This window comes from Arthrobacter sp. TB 23, from assembly GCF_000294595.1.
Classification (GTDB): Bacteria; Actinomycetota; Actinomycetes; order Actinomycetales; family Micrococcaceae; genus Arthrobacter_D.
This window is the reverse complement of record NZ_ALPM01000056.1, coordinates 102,355-119,807: the sequence shown is the minus strand read 5'-3', so window position 1 is coordinate 119,807 and position 17,453 is coordinate 102,355. Positions and strand designations below refer to the sequence as shown.

The following is a 17,453-nucleotide window of genomic DNA, read 5'->3' as shown; positions in this document are numbered from 1 at the left end:
AGAGCACCCGACGCACGTCTTTCCGTCCTTTGGTTACGAATCTGTCTCCACCTGACCGGGAGCACCGTTAGCGCGCCCGTGGCCAGTCGGCTACATCATCTGCTCTTTGCCGGGCCTGATCGATCGGTCGATGGACGGCACGAAATGTGACCCGAGTGTCGCTAGGCGCCGATACAGTAGGTGCTATGCCGATCGTCGATCTAGACCAGCAGCGGGCGTTCGCGCTCATCGCAGAGATAACCTCTACGCGGAACCTATTGGCCTACGGCGTGCGCGTTGTCCGTACGGGGGCGTTCATCGATACAACTCGTGACCCGATCCTGACGATGCTCTCGATCGGAGTGGAGAAGCTTTACAAGCTCACGCTCGGACTTGCCGCGCTCGACCGTGATCGGTCGTGGCCGACGAAGGCACAGATGAAGGTGAAAGGGCACAATCTTGCGGATATGCACGAGGCGGTCATAGCTGAGCTGCATGTGCGCACGGCCGACAAGAGCGATTACGTGCGAGGATTGCTAGATGAGGTCCAGGGGGACCCCGTGATTCCACCGCTCATTGCAGCTCTCGACATGTACGGGCGAATGGGTCGCTTCTACCATCTGGACCTGCTGGGTGATGACGCGCAGCAGTGGGAAAGCCCCGATGGGTATTGGCAGGAGATTGAGACCGCCGCGCTCATCGAACCGGAGCTCGCCGCGACATATGCAGCTGCGATAGCAGAAGTATCGAATAACCAAGCGTGGGATCGCTTCTACACCTCCCTCAACGAGCGCATCGCGCTCGCCATCGAGCGCCTCTGGATCATGATCGCGGTCAGCGGGCGAAACCACGCACTCGGTGAGACCGGCGGTGCATTCGGCTTCGAGGTGCACCCCGACGCAGTTGGCCGACAGTAGTAGCCGCCTCCGCTAGCAAAAGTGCGGTCGACTCGGGCGCGATCTGATCGCCTCCAGCTAGCGATGGGGGACCAGAAAAGTGACCACAATCGTGCAACACGAGCAATCAGTGAGGTGATCTGACCCCCTCAGCAACGATAGTTCGCAGCAGCTAGGCGGAGTCGGCCTCACGGTCGTACCCAGGGGTCAGGGGGTCGCAGGTTCAAATCCTGTCATCCCGACAGATAAAGGCGCAGGTCAGAGGCGGCTTGAGAGAAATCTTGGATGGCCTTTTTCCATGCCGTACCCAAATGGATACCCAAACCAGCTTTTAGCACCCACATCACAGCCCGAGCGCCACGGACAGCCCGTCTACCGCTGACTTCGCTGTGTCGTCCGAAGTATGCCCGTACACGTCGCCCGTGATCGCGATGGAGGAATGGCCGAGCAGGTCAGAGACGGCCTTGATATGAACCCCGGCCTCAAGCCACGCCACCGCCGCCGAGTGTCGCTTATGTGGAATTCCACATAAGCGTCACACCGCAGCTATGACCCTGCTGACCGCCGGCGTGGACGTATCCGTCGTCGTACTCAGGCTCGGTCACGCCGATACGCACAGCACCGACGCATACCTCCACGCTGACATAGCAATCAAGCAGGCCGCCGCCGACCGGACCAGACCGCCCGAGGTCGCTCCCTGGACCTGCTATCCCGACCAGGCATCCTGGCCTGGCTCACCGCACTTTGACTATGCCGACATCCCTACCCCAAAAACCACTGCCGACCCGGCACCCCCAGCCATCATCGGCATAGTCCAAAGGTCGGCATGGGACATTTAATGCCGACGACGGCATTAGATGTCACCGACCAGACGGGTGCAGGGATCCGCAAAGACCGTCTTCGGATCCGAGGGGATCGTGGTGCGTTTGAAGGCGCGCATCCGCTTCGCTGCCCACCCGTTCTCCGCCATGATCGCCGCCACCGTACCCACCGACACCCGAACGCCGGCAGGAAAGCGTCGACCCGGACACTTCAAGGTACGCGGCTACCAACAGATCGATCATCAACGATGCGATCCCGCATCCGAACAAGAACTCCGACAGGGGTGTGACGATCCACAGGAGCTTGTTTTCGGGCTTCGGCATGATGGGATTGGGGGAGGGGCATTAGGGAGGCTTGGCCGTAGACATCAAGGACTCCTTCGGGTTCGTTGCTTCCAACGGATTGCGGGTCGGCTTGGAATGGTCGGGGCGGCTTGAGGTGAGGAACGGGTTCTCTCGTATTGATGTAGGTGGGGGAACTTCCATCCCAAGTTGAGGAGCCCATTCTTCATCTGATCAACCCACCCGCGACAACAACCTAGGGCTCCACAATAACTAGCGGGCTTCGACGGTGCCCATCATGCCGAGGTCCTCGTGGTCGAGGATGTGGCAGTGGTAGACGGTGCGGCCCTGGAAGCCATCGAAGGCCACCAGTACTTTTACCTGGCTGCGAGCCGGGATGTTCACAACGTCCTGCCAGGTAGGCTCGGTGAGATCACCGGCCCCATCCTGGATCACCTGCATGGGCCACACGTGCAGATGGAAGGGGTGGTCCATGAAACTGGAGTTCGTCAGGGTCCACTCCTCAGTCCCACCGGCCTGCACTGCGGTGTCGAGGCGGTCGGGATCGAACGCCCGGCCATTGATGGTGAATGACATCATGCCCCCACCGCTGCCATTGCCCATGCCGCCGCTCATGCCCATGGCGAAGTCGAGGGTGTGGCGGCCGCTGATTGTCCCGTTCCGTAGGTCCCGCAGCGCGGGCCCGGCGGGGACCTCCGGAAGGGGCGCGGCCAAATCTCCGGACACGTCCAGGTGCAGTAGATCGACTGGATCGCTGTTGTTAGGTTGATCGTTACCAGCACCCATCATCCCGCCCATGCCGCCGCGATCTACGGGCGTCGCCACCAGGGTGGAGGTGCCTTTACGGGTGTCCACGAGCAGTTCCACCCGGTTGCCTGGCGCCAACTCCACTTCGGTGACCTCTGCTGGTTCTCGCACTTGACCCAGGTCGAAGGAGAGCAACCGTACCCCTTGGCCGCCTAGGGATAGGCGCAAATAGCGGGCAGGGCAGGCGTTGACGATCCGCCACCGCTCCCGTTCCCCCGGCGCGGCACTCAGCTGCGGGCTGATCTGGCCGTTGACCAGCACGATCTGCCCCTCACGGCCCATCATCTGCTCCATGGCAGTGACATCGGACAGGTTCCCGGACGCGTCCAAGGACAGGTCCGATACCACCAGCACCCGCTCCCGGCTCACCGGTATCGGACTGGGGCCCTCCACAACGATGGCCCCGTAGAGTCCAGCGGCCAACTGGTCGGCTACGTGGCCGTGACGGTGTGGGTGGTACCAGTATGTGCCCGGCGGGTGATCCGCGGGCAGGACAAACTCATAGTTGAAGGTATCTCCAGGGTCGATGCTCACGAACGGGTTATCTCCGTTGTCTAGCGGTGAGACATGCAACCCGTGCACGTGCAGGTTCGTGGGCGCCTGCAGCTTGTTGGTCATCTGCACCCGGATCGTGTCCCCGCCCCGCACACGCAGGGTGGGCCCGGGTAAGGACCCATTGAAGGCCTGGAGGTTGGCGGTCCGGCCGCCCACCTCCAGGCGGGCAGGGGCGGCTTCCAATGCCAACTGGAGCACCCCGTTGGTGCTGGTGAGCATCTCCGGCTGCAGCAACTTCTGGCCGCCCCCGAAGGTGCGACCGCTGTTGGACCACCACAGTCCGGCTCCGCCGGTGGCCGTCATGCCCGCACCGGCCAGGCCCAGGACCAGCAGCTGCCGGCGCGTAGGTTGACTCACCGGTCACCCTCTTCAAGGGTCCGCAGTCGCTCGCGGTATTCCTCGGTGCTGATCTCCCCGCGGGCGTACCGCTCTTCAAGGATTTCTCGGGCGCCGCCCGGGCCCGCCCCCGTCGGCCGAGTGTAGTCTCCACCCTGCGTGCTGCCACGTTCTGCGCCGGCGGGACCAGTGAGAGACCTCACCAGCACGAACACCAGCACCAGTACCCCGATGATCAGCAGGGACCAGAAGATCCAACCCCAGCCCATGCCAACCATTCCATCGCCGCCCATTATGACTTCGCTCCGTTCCGTCGTTCAGTCACCGCAGCGTTGCCTGCTCGCCCCTGGTCGTCATCGTTCTGATCGACTACTAGGGTCTGACCGGTGGTATGGCACAGGTCAGAGTATCTGGCCGGGGAGTGGCCCTTGTCATGGGTGCGCTCGACGAGCATAAACTCTCCTTGTAGGAAGTCGGTGGAACAGGGTCCGGTGGAGATCTTTCTGGGTGCCTATACGAATCATTATACCGCTAGGGGTATCCATAGAAGTGCTTGCTTCGTCTTGGACTTCGATGGCGATGAACAGGCACAGAAACCCTGCAAGGTGGAGTCACCTGCCAGCAGTCGTTAGACATCAGCCGTAACGCGGGGGTCAGGTATACGACCTCTCGTTGCAGCAGGCCCGCCGCCACCAGTTGTCTTCGGCAGGATCGACCCCGGACCCAGCGTCCATGTGGATCCATTACTCTTCCAGATGGCGCTGCGTGATTGCGTTGAGTGAGGGTTGTTACATCTCCCGGCGCTGCGGATATGTAACGGGGTATTTAGGGTTGCAATCGGTTATGAATTCGAGGGGTTGAGCGCGGTTGCGTGAGAGGGCATGCATAGCAACTGTCTGTTGCCGCGCACGGCTCGGGGAAGCCATAGCCGCCTGCCATTGCGGGCGGCGGGTGGACGCCCCGCGGAATTGGGTAAGACATTATTGAAGGCCGCGCGCGGCATTCGCAAGCGGACTAACCGTCGCTGTCGCTGTCGCCGCGATCCTCGCTGCTACCCGGCTGCGGCACGCACCGCCTACAGGTTCAGCGCCAGTCGAACCGGAGGCCGAGCATACGGCGACTGAAGTCGATGTGGGGTTTAAATACATGTCAGTGACATCAGCGGTCAGTGTCATGAGCTAGGCCAGCGGTGGGCGTGTCATGTGGTGCACGGGGCTGCTCTTTGGCATCGCGGATTTGGCTTGAGCTTTTATCGGCGGGCTGCTGGGCGGGCCTATTTCCGGCCAGATCATCCTCATTGCTTTCGCCCTGATGATTGTGGCCCGTCGGTTGCCACCGCGGCATCTTCCTGCCCCGCACATTGGTCGCGGCATGGGTACGGGGACGCGTCCGCAGGATCAGGTCGGTACTGCGCCCTCGAAGGTGACCATAGCAAAGACAATACCCCATAGGGTATGGTCTTACCGAATGCAACACTCTATCTCAAGGAGAAAACGATGGACGTCTCTATCATTGAAACCCCCCAACTGGGGGACCGCAGCTACCTGATCCACGACGGCGAGGTGGCGCTGGTCATCGACCCGCAACGGGACACCGACCGGGTGGAGAAGACCGCGGCCGAGGCCGGTGTGCGGATCACGCACATCGCCGAAACCCACATCCACAACGACTACGTCACCGGCGGCCTGGCCTTCGCCAACCAGCTCGGCGCGGTGTATCTGGTGAACGCCGCTGATCCGGTGACCTATGAGCGCACCCCAATCAGCGACGGCGAGACCGTCCAGATAGGGCGTTTCCTGCTGAAGGCGGTGGCGACCCCCGGCCATACCCACACCCACTTGTCGTACATCGCCACCTCCGAAAACGGTGAGCAGGCTGTCTTCTCCGGCGGCAGCCTCCTCTACGGGTCTGTGGGCCGCACCGACCTGGTCAGCGCCGACGATACGGTCCAGCTCACCCATGACCAGTACGCCTCGGTCCGCCGCCTGGTCGAGGAAGCAGCCCACGAAGCTGCCCTGTATCCCACCCATGGCTTCGGATCGTTCTGTTCCTCCGGCCCGGCCACCGGCGCCGGAGAATCCACGGTCGGCGAGCAACTCTCCACCAACCACGCACTCACCGATCCGGACGAAGAACACTTCGTTCGCGAACTGATCGCCAACCTCACCGCGTACCCCTCGTACTACGCCCATATGGGGCTGGCCAACACGCGGGGCCCTGGGCCCGCGGATCTATTCGTCCCAGACTCCCTGGAACCCGCGGAGCTCTCGCGCCGGCTTGAAGACGGCGAATGGGTCGTGGACCTCCGCAATCGGGTGGCCTACGCCAGGAACCACCTGCAAGGATCAGTAAGTTTTGAATATGGTGACGGATCGAGCTTCACCACCTTCCTCGGCTGGGTCCTGCCCTGGGATAAGAAGCTCACCCTCGTCGGAGAACGCGACGACGTCGAAAACGCCATCCGCGACCTCTCCCGCATCGGCATCGATTCCCCCGACGCCGCCCTTGGAACAGACCCACATGAGCTCGCCGCCGACACCGCCGTCGTCTCCTACCCACGTTTCGGGTGGGACGAAATGCTCGCGCAACGCCCCGACAACGAGACCATTCTGGACGTCCGGCGCGCCGATGAATACGCCGCTTCCCGCATTCAGGGGGCCGTGAACATCCCCCTGCACGAACTACTCACCCGCATGGAAGAAGTCCCCGCAGGAAAGCTCTGGATCCACTGCGGCTCCGGCTACCGCTCCGGCGTCGGCGCGAGCCTCCTGCAACGCGCCGGCAAGGACGTCGTCCACATTGACGCCATGTTCGGTCAAGCCGAAAAGGCAGGCGTCCCGCTGGAATCCTGACCCGTCGCTCAAGGCGCCAGCCGGTTTTTGGGGGCGGACAGGAAACACCTGACCGCCCCGACTTTCGACTCCGTATCTAACCCTGAATCCACCGGTGGGTTTGGTGTTGCCGGGGTGATTTGAACAACCAAGCCGACAACAACTGTTTACAGCCCTTGAGGCATCAACTGTCCACAAGGTCCCGAGACACGAACTAGGCCGCTCAGACCTGAGACATGACACGTCCTTGAGACCTACGTGGACATCGGATGGATCTCCGTCGTCGTACCTTTCACTTCCGGGTATGAGCCGGTCTGGGTGGGGCTCGGTACTGTTGTTTTTGACTTGCTGATTGCAGTGACAGCGACATCGGTGCTGCGGCACAGTGTCCCGGATCAATGGTGGGCGCGCATTCACTCCGTGTCCTATGTGCTGTGGTCGGCCGTGGCTGTACATGGGAGCGCCCTGGGAACCGGCAGCGGATGGGCCCTTCGGGCCGTGAGCATCGCCTGCCTGGTGGCAGGAATCGGTGCTGTGATCTTCCGGCCACCCTCCCGGCAACCCGATGAAACCCTGCGGCACCGGATCGGAGAACAGCCATGGCGGTGACTATCATCGGGGACCTCATAACGGCGGGGCTTACCGGTCGCGGCGGTTCAGAGTTTCCCACCGCGGTGAAGCTCGCGGCAGCACAGCGCGCCCGGGCGGAACTGATCATCAACGCCTGCGACGGGGAAATTGGTGCAGCCAAAGACGCCTACGTGCTGCAACGGTATCTGGCCGAGGTGGAGGGAACGTACGCTGTTCACGCCAGAAACGGATGCTGAGAAGTTCCTGCTAGTGCGGTGTCAGTCTTGCTTCACGGTTCTGAGTGTGACGCGCCGGCGGGGGCGGTTGCGGTCCAGATCAGTGGTTTGGGTTCGTCGTTGTGGGTGTCGAGTAGTCCTCGATCGCGGCGATCAGTTCGGATACCGAGTGGAAGACCCCGCAGCGCAGCGCTTTGTCGGTCACTTCGCGGAACCATCGTTCGACGAGGTTCAGCCAGATGGACCTTGAGCGGATTCCGGGCCGTCAGTTAACGGGCCACCGCCGCTGACAAACTGGTGGTGATGGTCACACACAATGACGAGGAGACCGAGTCATGTGAATCTCGTCTTTGATCTGGCTATTGCCGGCAGGGGAGCGCGGCCGGCATGGGATCTTTTTTCCGGAAAGCGCTACGCGGCAGCGCTCGGCAATGGGGACCTGACCGAGTTAAATGTTTAGACATTTCGTGATTGTCTACTACAATGGTGGAGAGCCCACCTCCATGGGTGCGAATGTGACGGCTGGTTGTGATGACTAGTCCACTTGGTTAGCTGTCGGTATGTTAGGCATGCCGACAGCTAACTGTGGACAGCCTACGAACGTGCCGACGTGACCGGTTTTCGAAGCAAGTATTCACGGATAGTCGTGCCCTTCCGAGTGACGATGTCCACTGCTCCAGCCGGGCACTAGTGCTGGGCCAATGCCGGGGTTGTTCGAATGAAGTATCCTCGTAGCATCAAGAAGTTTTCACAAAATAGTTGAGGTCAGTTGATCAATCACGACCAGAAGTCGGCATTGGGTTCGCCAGTAAACAAGACTGGAAATCGATCTTCGGCTCCGTTGTGGAAAACCGTAAGCGCCGATCTGCTCAGCGAGGTGCGCGGTGGCGCGTTCGACCAGGGGTTTCCGGGGGAGCTGGCGCTAGCCGAAAAATACGGTGTCAGCCGCGGAACCATAAGGGCTGCCTTAAGGCCGTTGCGCGACGCTGGGCACGTGACGGCGCACCCCGGTAGGAAGCCGAAGGTCGTCGCTGGCATGAGCACTGCCTTCGGACCGATTTATAGCGTCCTGGCATCTATTCGTGAATCGGGAATGAGCCACCACAGTGTGGTGCTGGAGCAAAACATCGTTAACGAACCCGAGGTTGCGGCGAGACTTTCTTTGGGGCCGGAGGTTGAATTGTTCCACCTGTCGCGTGTGCGCCTTGCGGACGGGGAGCCTATTGTGTTGGATCAGGTCTGGCTACCTGCAGATATTGTCCGCAACCTTCTAACCGTGGACTTTTCTGATAAGGCACTGTATGGCGAGTTGGATCGCCGTTGCGGAATTGTGCTCGACGGCGGAACGGAGCAGCTTACGGCTGTGCTCGCGACTGAGGTGCAAGCCGGCCATTTGGGCTGCCCGGCGGGTTCTCCGCTGCTGTTAGTCGAGCGGATCGGATGTTACCGCGCAAATTCGCTCGAGTTTCGTCGCAGCTACGTGCTGGGCGAAAGATTCGCCATCAGCACGTCCTTCGGATGCAAATTGGAGACAGCTGCGCAGGATGATAACGAGGGAGAATAAGCTGCCGGATCATTATGTCAGCGCCGGTAAGGTTGGCCGCGCTGTACGGCTCTCGAAGAACGACGTCGACAATGATTTGCCGCGGAGCCCTCTCAAGCTTCAGCTGAAGTACTTAGCTAAGAACGCTATTACGCTCGGCTGAGGTCAATGATTGCGCCAATGGCCACGCCAGCTGCGACGATAAAGATCACTACCGCGAATACGATGTTGACAACACGGTCATTGAGCCTGTGCGAGAGCCGGGAAGCAGCGAAGGAACCGGTTACCGCAGCTCCGCTGAAGGCCAAGACAATTGACCAGTCGATGGTGAAACTGGAGGCGTGGGCCCAGAGCCCGGCGGTGGAGTTAATGACAATGATCACCAGCGAGGTACCTACGGCCTGCCTCATGGGAATTCCGAGCAAGAGGGTTAGGGCCGGAATGATCAGGAACCCACCTCCAACGCCCAGGAGCCCCGTCAGCACTCCAACCAAGATACCCACGGCCAGAGCGCGGAGAATGCAAGGTTTCCAAGCGCTACCCCCTTTTGGGCTGCAGGGTCCCGAGGACTCCGCGGTGTTCTGAAGCATCCGAATCCCGACCGCGATCATTAGTGCGGAAAAGCCCAACATCAAAACGTTGGGGTCCAGCAACCGACCGAGCGCGGTGCCGGCCCACGCGGCAGGAACGCCGGCCGCGCCGACAATGAGTGCGATTCGCCAGTTGACCCCATTCCTGAAACGTGGCAGCACCGCGGCGAGGGATGAAAGTCCCACAACCAGCAGCGAGGTAGGGATGGCATCGCCAGGTTCCATCCCTACGCCGTAGACCAGTGCCGGCACGGCGATGATGGATCCGCCGCCACCGATGAGGCCAAGGGCGATACCGACGATGAGGCCCAGGGCAACCGCCGGGATCATGCGGCTCGCTCCGTACGATCCGCTGTGCGGTACGCGGGATCGGGTTGAGTTTGTTTTGCTTCCGAGGACGTCTGGCAGGCTTTGTCCGCGGACACGAGGAATCTACGATCAGCTATGCCGGTCGGGATGATCCATTTGGTCACCGCGTTTTCGTTTCGGAACTTCGAGCGGCTTCTCCGCGCTTGAGGGCCACTTGGGACGGTAGTGGGCAGCGGTCCTCGGATGTTGCGCGTTTATGGAAGGCCCAGAGCAGCAGCCCGATAGAAGCGGCAGCCAGCAGCGGCTGGATGGGTTCAAAGTACTGCATGGCGCCGGAGGTGCCCAACGCTAGCAGGACCAACTTGTTGCAGACAGGACAGCCGACGGCGAAGAAGGCGAGGATCGTGCCGGCGGCGCCGGACCGCGCCTTACCTTCGGCGGCTGGCGTGGGTAGACGCGACACATAGGTGGCAACCACTAGTCCGGTGAGGATAGCGGTGATCCCGGCCACCGGGAAGGACCACCATGTGGGCGGGACTTCGCGGGTGAAGAAGGGTGTGTCGATCAGATCAGTCGGAACGGCAATGACGACGTAAGTAATGACTGCGGCCCCCGCAGCGGCGAGCCAGCGGCGGCGCGGCCATAGCGCCAGCGCGGACTTGAGGGGTGGGCGGCTGCTCATTTGTTGTGCTCCTTCTCCGCCGGTGTCGAGCCGGGTTTGACGCCGTTGCGACGAGAACTGGTTCGTTGGCTGCGGACATACAGAATGACGGCTATCACCAGTGCCGCCGCCGCCCCAACAGAGAACAGGGTATTGGTCACACCGGACGCTGCTCCGCTGGCTGCATTTTCCAGTTGGAACTGATCTGAGACGGTCAGAACTCCGCCGAGTCCCGCGGTGCCGTCGGTGACTATGAGCAGTACTCCGATGCCAATGGAGAGAATGCCCGAGATGATCATGATCCAGGAGTTGGACCAGCGTCCAATCGTGACCGGGCGTGGGCGTAGCCAGCGGCGCCCAGAGATGCCCAGACGGTCCCACATGAGGGATAGCGCGAACAGCGGCAGCGCCATGCCCAGTGCGTAAATGGCCAGCAGGATGCCGCCATACAGTGCGTTGCTGCCGACTGCCGCGACTGTCAGGATGGACCCCAGAATTGGTCCGGTGCACACACCGGCAACACCGTAGACGGTTCCCAGTACGAAGACTGACAACCGTGAGGAGCCGGCCTGGGCACTGTTGCGGATAAAGGATGGCATCCGGATCCCGGCGACTTGCGCCACTCCCAGCGCGATCACAAGCGTGGCCGCCGCTGCGATCAGGATGCTGCGGTGCTGGGTCACCAGCGATCCAAGCGCACCGGCAAAAATGCCGAGCGGTACCAGCGTGGTGATCAGACCCAGGTAGAAAAGCCCGGTCCGCGCCATGAGCCTGCTCTTCGTGGAGAAGGCATAGGCGAAGAACGCCGGCAGCAACAGGGCCGAACACGGGCTCAGCAGGGTCAATATGCCCCCCAGAAAGGCTCCGGCGTAACCGATTTCCATTAGCTGCTTTCCGCTTGTTCAAGGGCGGCGTCAATGGCTTCTTCGAAGGTGGCCAGCGGCTGAGCCCCGACAAACGGTGTGTCATTGACCAGGAAGGTGGGCGTTCCGGTCGCGCCGAGCGTTGCGGCCTCCTGCGCATCGGTGGTTACGGCCTGCTCCAGTTTCTCGGAGTCCAGGTCCGCTTCGAACTTAGCCATATCCGGGACACCGATCTCCGCCGCGATTTCCAGGAGACGCTCGCGGGGTAGCTCGGCGTGGCCGCGTTCGGGTGCGATGTCGAAGACCGCTTTGTTGAATTCCCAGAACAGGCCCTGCTCTCCGGCCGCACGGCCTGCGACCGCGGCCGCAAAGGATTCGTCGCCGAAGACGGGCAGGTCCCGCCATTCGATCCGCAGGTCTCCGCTTTCGACGTATTTGTCCACCAGCGGAGGTAGGGTATCGCGGGCGAATAGTCCGCAGAAGGGGCAACGGTAGTCCGCGTACTCGATCATCACAACAGGGGCGTCAACATCGCCGAGTGCAGTCGGGTCATCCGCTATCCTGCGGGCCACGTCTAGCCCCGTTTCACTGGACCCGGAGGAGCTTTGGGTCTCTTGCCCTGCTTGGGCATTCTGCTGGGAGACTCCGCCCTGATAGGCAAAGATTCCAACAAACAGCAACAGTACGGCTGATGCGAGGGCGGCGACCACCACGATGATGATTCGTCGATGCGAATCACCGCTAGTGGGTGTTTGAGGCGACGACATTCAGACTCCTGACCTACATAAGTGATTGTAATGTTTATACATTTACTCTACGGGTGGTGTCCATCTATGTGAAATCACCCGCCCAAGTCGCAGGGTCTGCTGTTTTGCCCCCTGTGGGGCGCCCAATTCGGTGCTTGTGTGTTGCTGCATCGAGTGCCATGGATCAATCTTTGGCCGTGATCCACGCGCGGCGCATCCTGGCCGATGCCCACCCGACGGAGTGGGTTGAGTCGAGTGGCAGTAGGTATGCATCAGTGTTTGTGCATTACAAACACTGATGTGCAGCGGAATCTGGCAGTCGCTAATCTTCCGGCGCTCTGCCGTTGCCCGTGATCGGTGCCGCAAGGTGGTTTGGAGCACCGGTTCCGCGAGCATATGGGCGGTTTGCCACTGACGGTTGGGAAGGCAGCGCAAGACGATGATGAAGCAGAACCGGGTGTTGCATTGCTCCCGAAGTGATCTTCTGCCAAATGAGCTGGCATGGTTTACCGCCGACGTGCAGCGCGTTGGTGCCAGTATCGGTGTCGACGACGTGCTCGCTGCCGTGCTGCCATCGGAAAAGGCAATGATGATTGAAAGCTCAAACATCAGGAACGCAAAAGTGGCCATGGTCGGCGACGGCATCAACGATGCGGCAGCTCTGGGCGCCGCGAACCTTGGCATGGCGGTTGCCTCGGGCACCGACATTGCGATCAGGTCAGCTGACATTTACATTGACATTGTCATTGATAGGGACAATATAAACGCGGCAATGGACGGCGCCCTCCTGGTTCGCAGGACCTTCCAAACGATCCGCGTGAACCTGCTCTGGGCATTTGGATACAATATCACCGCGATCCCGATTGCTGCGGTGGGAATGCTCAACCCACCCATCGCCGCTGCGGCAATGTCCTTGTCGCAGGCTGTTCGTTATCTCCGACAGCCTGCGGCTGCGCTCCTTCCCTGCAGAGAATTCATCAGCCGTGGCTGGGTGCAGGGAGGCTTGAGATGGACGGTCTCTTCGGCGCTAGCGGGACCGCAAGTAGTGAACCTGCCCCGATTCGGCAGCTGCAAAAGGGTGGACGACCCAAGCCATCTCCTCAGGCATGCGGTCGATCCTTCGGCGCCGTGCGGCATCCAGCCACTTTCATGGTTCGGCTTAGCGGGACGGGTGCGTGGCGCGACGAGGCTGCCCGTTGCGGACTTCCGCCATGTCACCCGGCTGTATGCGCGAAGGGAAGGGGNNNNCCCCTTCTACCCCGGGCATCGGATGGCACCCTGGCACCGGCAAGGCCGGGAGCGGTGCCTATTCCGTAGGCACCCAGTTTCTGCCTACCCGCATGTCAGCAGGCGCCCGGTGCATGCTGTACCTAACCATTGACCCGGTAATAGACAGGGCCGGAGCCCACGTTGACGCTTTCGATGACGGTCTGATTGCCATTCCACCCGCTGTGCACGGCTTGACCGTTCCCGAGGTAGATGGCGTTATGTGAAAAGCCCATTCCGCCATCGGCATAGTAGATGAAATCCCCGGGCTGGGGGATTGACACCGGGGTTGCGTACGTCATCAAGGACTCGGGCGATTCATCGCCCACACCTTGTTTTCCGACTGCCCGCAATGCAGCTTCGCCGAGAACGGTGCAGTCCTGGGTGGCGCCCATTTGTGCCAATGCAGCGTCGAGGATCGCTTGGTTGATGGATGATGGCGCGCCTTCCTTTTCATAGGTGACCGACTCGGCGACGGCAGCAAGATAGGTCCCGCCCGAGGATGAGGATGAGGATGTGGCGGTGACGGCCGGTTCAGTGTCTAACCTATTCACTGCGGAGAGCGTGATGACGTCCCCCGGATAGATGACTGAATCCATGCTGAGGCCATTCAGGGACAGGATCGTGGTCAGACTGACGTCGTGGCGTTCTCCTATCAGACTCAGGGTGTCCCCTGACCTGACTGTGTACGTTCGTACGTCAGCGGCGTCCCTTCCGGCGGGCAGCGCGTTCGATGAGGAGACCGTATTCGCGGCGGCTCCTGTATTTAGATCCGAGGCCACGGCTCCTGCCTGGGCGGGCACGGCCATGGTGAGTAGCAGCCCCGAACCGGCAACGAGAACAGCTGCCTGCCGACTTGCGGTTCGTCCATGCCCGGAAGCGCTTTTCGCGATGATGGACAATGTGCTGCTGCTCGCCCGGTGACGGCCTCGTGTATTTCCTAATGACATGTGTCTAACCTCTCCCGATACCTACGAGGTGAGCTGTCGGATTCGGGTGGGAGCCACCCGGCCGCCGGACGTGTATGTCCGGACGGCTTAACCCCAAGGGTCTTAGTGACCCGTTTTTGGTTCCCCCGCCTCTGCCGGAACTTTCTGATCTATGTATCTTGGCCAGCGGCAGAGTTCGGTAATAGGCCAAGAGCGCCAAATCGTATGAGCGGCGCTCGGTTAAAATGTATAGACATTTACGCTAAAAAGAAAGCTCTGCATCGGTGGGGTAGTGATTCATCCGTGAAGGGAGTGCTTTTCGGGACCGCCACTGCGTAGATGTTCCGCCGGCCGGTGGGGAACAAAGCCGTCCCATCGGAAGTCATGGCGGCGGGTAGAGCGAAATCGCCGGCTTGGAGGATGGATCCGGATTCACTGTCAATCTTCACGGCCGCGCCGCCGGTTTCGGCGAATGCCAGTCCGGCCCCCGCTGCCGTTACCCGGGCGCCTCGCGCGAAATCTCTGCGCCAGAGGATGCCCCGCCCGGAATGCACGGCCGTGATGTTGTGTGTGTCGTCGGCCCGGCGCGAGGTCAGGAGTACGATTCCCGTTGAATCATCGACGGCTGCCATTCCTGCGGGCTTCCCGCTGACCGTGCCCAGGGTTTCGCCGGTCCGGAGGTCGTATATTACGGTTGCGCTGTCACCGTTCGGCGCGCTCCATTCGATAGTCACCACTCCGCCGGTTGAAGGGCCGTAGCTGTTGTTGAACCTGGCCGTCGATTGCGCGCTTATGCCGGGTGGGGCGCTCATCCCTGTACTGGTCCACAACGTTTCGCCGGATCGGCTATCGATGGCTGAGAAGGTTTCTTCGGTGCCGATCAGGGCTGTCCCGTGGTGTTCGTAAAGAGCGGTTCCACCGGTTTCGATCACGACACCGGTGTGGGCGTTAAGTAGCGTTCCCGGCGTCCGTTTATCCGTGAGCCCCTTTGGTGTATTCGCGAAGATCAGTCCGCTTCCAGAGGAAGGCCCCGGAACCTCGGTGGGACCCCAGAGGACGCTACCGTCCTGGACGGAAAACGCGGTTGCCACAGTGACGCTCACGGGCCCCTTCCCGTCCGCCCGAGCATTAGAGTCCAGAATGACGATGGCCGGTTCGCCTTCGACGCGTGTGGGCACCGATCCAACGCAGGACGGGTTGGTGTCCACGCGCCATGTGGTTCCGGTCGAGTCGAAGCCGTAGAAGCTCAGATCGGACCGGCTGCCTTGGGGAAAGGCCAAACCCAGAAACTTTCCGCCCACGGCCGCCGGGGTGCTGTCAATCATCACCTCGGACGTAATGGTGTACCCAGGGAATAACTTCTTATCGGCCGAAGAGTCCTCGGCAGTTGTCGGAGGGTCGCCGACATCGACGCGCCGGGCGCCGGGGTCATCTCGGTCGGGAGTGCAACCTGTGATCCCTAGCAGGGCGGCCAGGGAGAATGCGAGGATCACCCGACTCTTTGAATGTTTATACATTTAAGAAATTAGGTTAGCATGAACCTGAAAAACGATCGCCTGCATCACGCCGTCGGTTCCAACCGGGCCGGTATAAGTAAAGGAGCCAATATGTCCACCAGCGAACCTACGCCGACCTCCAATGCCACCGGCGCACCTGGGGTACTGCTGCATGGTGCAGGTCAAGGGGCAACGGACGGGTTGTCCGGTGTGCTGCGCAGCGCCATCAACACGATGACCGCTCTCCCCGACGGCACGGCCATCGAGATCGTCATCCAAGGGCGCGGTGTGGCATTGCTGACCGCGGGATCGGAAATGACTGCGGAAGTTGCTGAGGTCCTTGAAAGGGGACTGCGGGTGCTGGCGTGTGAGAACAGTATGCGCTCAGCCGGCGTGGAGTTGGACCAACTGCTGGCCGGTGTGGGTGTCGTGCCCGCTGCGACCGCCCATCTGGCCACCCGCCAGTGGGAAGGATGGGCCTACGTCCGGCTCTGAGTCCACGAAACGGCTGCTCCGGCTGTGGGCGCCGGCGACCTGCGTCCCCAAGGTGCGGCGCGGCAAGAGCGCCGGGCGGTCTAGCTGTCGGAAACGTTGATTCCGCTGGAACGTCGCCGCGAGTGTCCGGCAATTCCGGTTCCGGCCCCGCCATGCTGGTGGCAGTCCATCGGGACTTCTGATCTTGGCTCCGACCACCCCGACCAAACATTGGATGTGTAAATCATGAACGCAAACGCTTCCACGGAAATGTTCATCCCTTCCCCCACGCTCAGCGCCCTGCAGCTTGGACCGGTGACGATCACCTTTTATGCGCTGTGCATCCTCACCGGCATCATCCTAGCTGCCTGGCTCACAAACCGGCGGCTCACAGCCCGGGGAGGCACACCCGGCCAAACCCTGGACGTGATCATTTGGGCCGTGCCTTTCGGTATCATCGGTGGCCGCCTCTATCATGTAATCTCGGACTACCAGCTATATTTTGCCGCGGGCAAGAATCCCTGGAACGCTCTCAGAATCTGGGACGGTGGGCTGGGGATCTGGGGTGCGGTTGCCCTCGGAGCAGTTGGCGCATACATCGGCTGCCGCAGGCACCACGTAAGCTTTGCTGCGTTTGTGGATTCGGCCGCGCCGGGACTTCTCCTCGCGCAGGCAGTGGGCAGATGGGGAAACTGGTTCAACAACGAACTCTACGGCGATCCCACCACTGCCCCATGGAAGCTCCAAATACACTCAATGGATCCCTCGACAGGCAGGGCCGTCCTCGATCCAGCCGGTGCGCCTGTCGTCCTGGGCTATTTCCAGCCCACCTTCCTATATGAGTCGCTATGGTGCCTCGCCGGTGCGGCAGTCCTGCTGGTCATCGACCGCAGATTCAAAATCGGGGCAGGCTCCGTTTTCGCGCTGTATGTCGCGGTCTACACGGCTGGCAGATTCTTCTTCGAGCTCATGCGCTCGGATTACGCCAACACCCTGCTCGGGCTGCGCGTGAACACATGGGTCTCCGGCATCCTGTTCATCGGTGGGGTGCTGATGTTCCTGCACCTTCGCGGGCGGGCACGGTCCGCTACGGGCCGGGACAACGCTCGGGCAGGGGAGCGCGACCGATCGGACACGGACATGGAACCCCGGAGCGGCTAGTGTCCAAACGCATGCGGGCGCGAGTCAATTCATCACAAAACCATAACAAAATACCCCCAGTGGTATATAGTAAGTCCCGCA

Annotated in this window: 18 protein-coding genes, 1 pseudogene and 1 riboswitch; of the genes and pseudogenes, 8 read left to right on the top strand and 11 right to left on the bottom strand. The window is 61.2% G+C overall.

The features are described 5' to 3' along the window. The first annotated feature begins 185 nt into the window (after positions 1-185). Complete coding sequence (locus B384_RS0107830) at positions 186-896, top strand: hypothetical protein (protein ID WP_026041039.1); 711 nt, start codon at positions 186-188, stop codon at positions 894-896. A 322-nt stretch (positions 897-1,218) separates the two neighbouring features. Here B384_RS0107830 and B384_RS20080 read toward each other — a convergent pair whose 3' ends face one another. Continuing rightward, complete coding sequence (locus B384_RS20080; protein WP_202802716.1) at positions 1,219-1,398, bottom strand: tyrosine-type recombinase/integrase; 180 nt, start codon at positions 1,396-1,398, stop codon at positions 1,219-1,221. A gap of 25 nt (positions 1,399-1,423) precedes the next feature. Here B384_RS20080 and B384_RS18225 point away from each other — a divergent pair, with 25 nt between their 5' ends. After that, on the top strand, positions 1,424-1,714 hold the full coding sequence (locus B384_RS18225; protein ID WP_202802715.1) for a hypothetical protein: 291 nt from the start codon (positions 1,424-1,426) through the stop codon (positions 1,712-1,714). A 21-nt stretch (positions 1,715-1,735) separates the two neighbouring features. On the opposite strand, the gene B384_RS20535 is transcribed toward B384_RS18225, so the two are convergent. The 3 genes from B384_RS20535 to B384_RS0107805 all read right to left on the bottom strand — a co-directional run bounded on the left by B384_RS20535 (position 1,736) and on the right by B384_RS0107805 (position 3,990). Further along, entirely contained in the window at positions 1,736-2,020 is a 285-nt protein-coding gene (locus tag B384_RS20535; protein ID WP_156809015.1) for a hypothetical protein, read from the bottom strand. A 231-nt stretch (positions 2,021-2,251) separates the two neighbouring features. Beyond that, on the bottom strand, positions 2,252-3,718 hold the full coding sequence (locus tag B384_RS0107810) for a multicopper oxidase family protein (protein WP_019482560.1): 1,467 nt from the start codon (positions 3,716-3,718) through the stop codon (positions 2,252-2,254). Then, complete coding sequence (locus B384_RS0107805; RefSeq protein ID WP_019482559.1) at positions 3,715-3,990, bottom strand: SHOCT domain-containing protein; 276 nt, start codon at positions 3,988-3,990, stop codon at positions 3,715-3,717. The genes B384_RS0107810 and B384_RS0107805 overlap by 4 nt, the downstream gene beginning before the upstream one ends. A 1,203-nt stretch (positions 3,991-5,193) precedes the next feature. On the opposite strand from B384_RS0107805, the gene B384_RS0107795 reads away from it, so the two are divergent. The 3 genes from B384_RS0107795 to B384_RS0107785 all read left to right on the top strand — a co-directional run bounded on the left by B384_RS0107795 (position 5,194) and on the right by B384_RS0107785 (position 7,355). Beyond that, positions 5,194-6,549 carry an MBL fold metallo-hydrolase gene (locus B384_RS0107795; protein WP_019482557.1) on the top strand — a complete coding sequence of 452 codons (1,356 nt, stop codon included), beginning with the start codon at positions 5,194-5,196 and terminating at the stop codon, positions 6,547-6,549. A gap of 237 nt (positions 6,550-6,786) precedes the next feature. Beyond that, positions 6,787-7,137, top strand: coding sequence for a hypothetical protein (locus tag B384_RS18220; protein ID WP_019482556.1), 351 nt, complete (start codon positions 6,787-6,789; stop codon positions 7,135-7,137). Beyond that, the gene (locus tag B384_RS0107785) at positions 7,128-7,355 is read left to right on the top strand and encodes a hypothetical protein (RefSeq protein WP_019482555.1); all 228 of its coding nucleotides are present in this window, start codon (positions 7,128-7,130) and stop codon (positions 7,353-7,355) included. Before B384_RS18220 ends, B384_RS0107785 begins: the two co-directional genes overlap by 10 nt. 32 nt (positions 7,356-7,387) lie before the next feature. Here the strand turns inward: B384_RS0107785 and B384_RS21065 are convergent. After that, positions 7,388-7,578: pseudogene (locus B384_RS21065) on the bottom strand (hypothetical protein); the annotation flags it as partial. A 525-nt stretch (positions 7,579-8,103) separates the two neighbouring features. On the opposite strand from B384_RS21065, the gene B384_RS0107780 reads away from it, so the two are divergent. Then, a complete protein-coding gene (locus tag B384_RS0107780) occupies positions 8,104-8,898 on the top strand; it encodes a GntR family transcriptional regulator (protein ID WP_237715262.1) in 795 nt (264 codons plus the stop codon). Positions 8,899-9,026: 128 nt separating this feature from the next. Here B384_RS0107780 and B384_RS0107770 read toward each other — a convergent pair whose 3' ends face one another. The 6 genes from B384_RS0107770 to B384_RS0107740 all read right to left on the bottom strand — a co-directional run bounded on the left by B384_RS0107770 (position 9,027) and on the right by B384_RS0107740 (position 15,758). Further along, the gene (locus B384_RS0107770; protein ID WP_019482552.1) at positions 9,027-9,797 is read right to left on the bottom strand and encodes a sulfite exporter TauE/SafE family protein; all 771 of its coding nucleotides are present in this window, start codon (positions 9,795-9,797) and stop codon (positions 9,027-9,029) included. Positions 9,798-9,936: 139 nt separating this feature from the next. Continuing rightward, positions 9,937-10,458, bottom strand: coding sequence for a hypothetical protein (locus B384_RS0107765; protein WP_019482551.1), 522 nt, complete (start codon positions 10,456-10,458; stop codon positions 9,937-9,939). Continuing rightward, a complete protein-coding gene (locus B384_RS18215) occupies positions 10,455-11,321 on the bottom strand; it encodes a cytochrome c biogenesis CcdA family protein (RefSeq protein WP_019482550.1) in 867 nt (288 codons plus the stop codon). The genes B384_RS0107765 and B384_RS18215 overlap by 4 nt, the downstream gene beginning before the upstream one ends. Beyond that, positions 11,321-12,067, bottom strand: a complete 747-nt coding sequence (locus B384_RS0107755; protein ID WP_019482549.1) for a DsbA family protein — start codon at positions 12,065-12,067, stop codon at positions 11,321-11,323. Before B384_RS0107755 ends, B384_RS18215 begins: the two co-directional genes overlap by 1 nt. A gap of 1,349 nt (positions 12,068-13,416) precedes the next feature. Then, a complete protein-coding gene (locus tag B384_RS18210; protein WP_083850871.1) occupies positions 13,417-14,262 on the bottom strand; it encodes a C40 family peptidase in 846 nt (281 codons plus the stop codon). Between the two features lie 4 nt (positions 14,263-14,266). Next, a riboswitch (cyclic di-AMP (ydaO/yuaA leader) is annotated at positions 14,267-14,428 on the bottom strand. Between the two features lie 70 nt (positions 14,429-14,498). After that, positions 14,499-15,758 carry a hypothetical protein gene (locus tag B384_RS0107740; RefSeq protein ID WP_192813070.1) on the bottom strand — a complete coding sequence of 420 codons (1,260 nt, stop codon included), beginning with the start codon at positions 15,756-15,758 and terminating at the stop codon, positions 14,499-14,501. A 90-nt stretch (positions 15,759-15,848) separates the two neighbouring features. On the opposite strand from B384_RS0107740, the gene B384_RS0107735 reads away from it, so the two are divergent. Both B384_RS0107735 and lgt read left to right on the top strand, forming a co-directional pair. Beyond that, complete coding sequence (locus tag B384_RS0107735; protein ID WP_237715261.1) at positions 15,849-16,232, top strand: DsrE family protein; 384 nt, start codon at positions 15,849-15,851, stop codon at positions 16,230-16,232. Positions 16,233-16,457: 225 nt separating this feature from the next. Then, complete coding sequence (lgt, locus tag B384_RS0107730) at positions 16,458-17,372, top strand: prolipoprotein diacylglyceryl transferase (RefSeq protein ID WP_019482545.1); 915 nt, start codon at positions 16,458-16,460, stop codon at positions 17,370-17,372. Positions 17,373-17,453 lie beyond the last annotated feature (81 nt).

Bases quoted from the DNA above. Each gene is read 5' to 3' on its own strand.
- B384_RS0107805 (WP_019482559.1), bottom strand. From the start codon at position 3,990: ATGGGCGGCGATGGAATGGTTGGCATGGGCTGGGGTTGGATCTTCTGG.
- B384_RS0107830 (WP_026041039.1), top strand. From the start codon at position 186: ATGCCGATCGTCGATCTAGACCAGCAGCGGGCGTTCGCGCTCATCGCA.
- B384_RS18215 (WP_019482550.1), bottom strand. From the start codon at position 11,321: ATGGAAATCGGTTACGCCGGAGCCTTTCTGGGGGGCATATTGACCCTG.
- B384_RS0107755 (WP_019482549.1), bottom strand. From the start codon at position 12,067: ATGTCGTCGCCTCAAACACCCACTAGCGGTGATTCGCATCGACGAATC.
- lgt (WP_019482545.1), top strand. From the start codon at position 16,458: ATGAACGCAAACGCTTCCACGGAAATGTTCATCCCTTCCCCCACGCTC.
- B384_RS0107795 (WP_019482557.1), top strand. From the start codon at position 5,194: ATGGACGTCTCTATCATTGAAACCCCCCAACTGGGGGACCGCAGCTAC.
- B384_RS18210 (WP_083850871.1), bottom strand. From the start codon at position 14,262: ATGTCATTAGGAAATACACGAGGCCGTCACCGGGCGAGCAGCAGCACA.
- B384_RS0107770 (WP_019482552.1), bottom strand. From the start codon at position 9,797: ATGATCCCGGCGGTTGCCCTGGGCCTCATCGTCGGTATCGCCCTTGGC.
- B384_RS0107740 (WP_192813070.1), bottom strand. From the start codon at position 15,758: ATGTATAAACATTCAAAGAGTCGGGTGATCCTCGCATTCTCCCTGGCC.
- B384_RS0107785 (WP_019482555.1), top strand. From the start codon at position 7,128: ATGGCGGTGACTATCATCGGGGACCTCATAACGGCGGGGCTTACCGGT.
- B384_RS18225 (WP_202802715.1), top strand. From the start codon at position 1,424: ATGACCCTGCTGACCGCCGGCGTGGACGTATCCGTCGTCGTACTCAGG.
- B384_RS0107765 (WP_019482551.1), bottom strand. From the start codon at position 10,458: ATGAGCAGCCGCCCACCCCTCAAGTCCGCGCTGGCGCTATGGCCGCGC.
- B384_RS20535 (WP_156809015.1), bottom strand. From the start codon at position 2,020: ATGCCGAAGCCCGAAAACAAGCTCCTGTGGATCGTCACACCCCTGTCG.
- B384_RS0107735 (WP_237715261.1), top strand. From the start codon at position 15,849: ATGTCCACCAGCGAACCTACGCCGACCTCCAATGCCACCGGCGCACCT.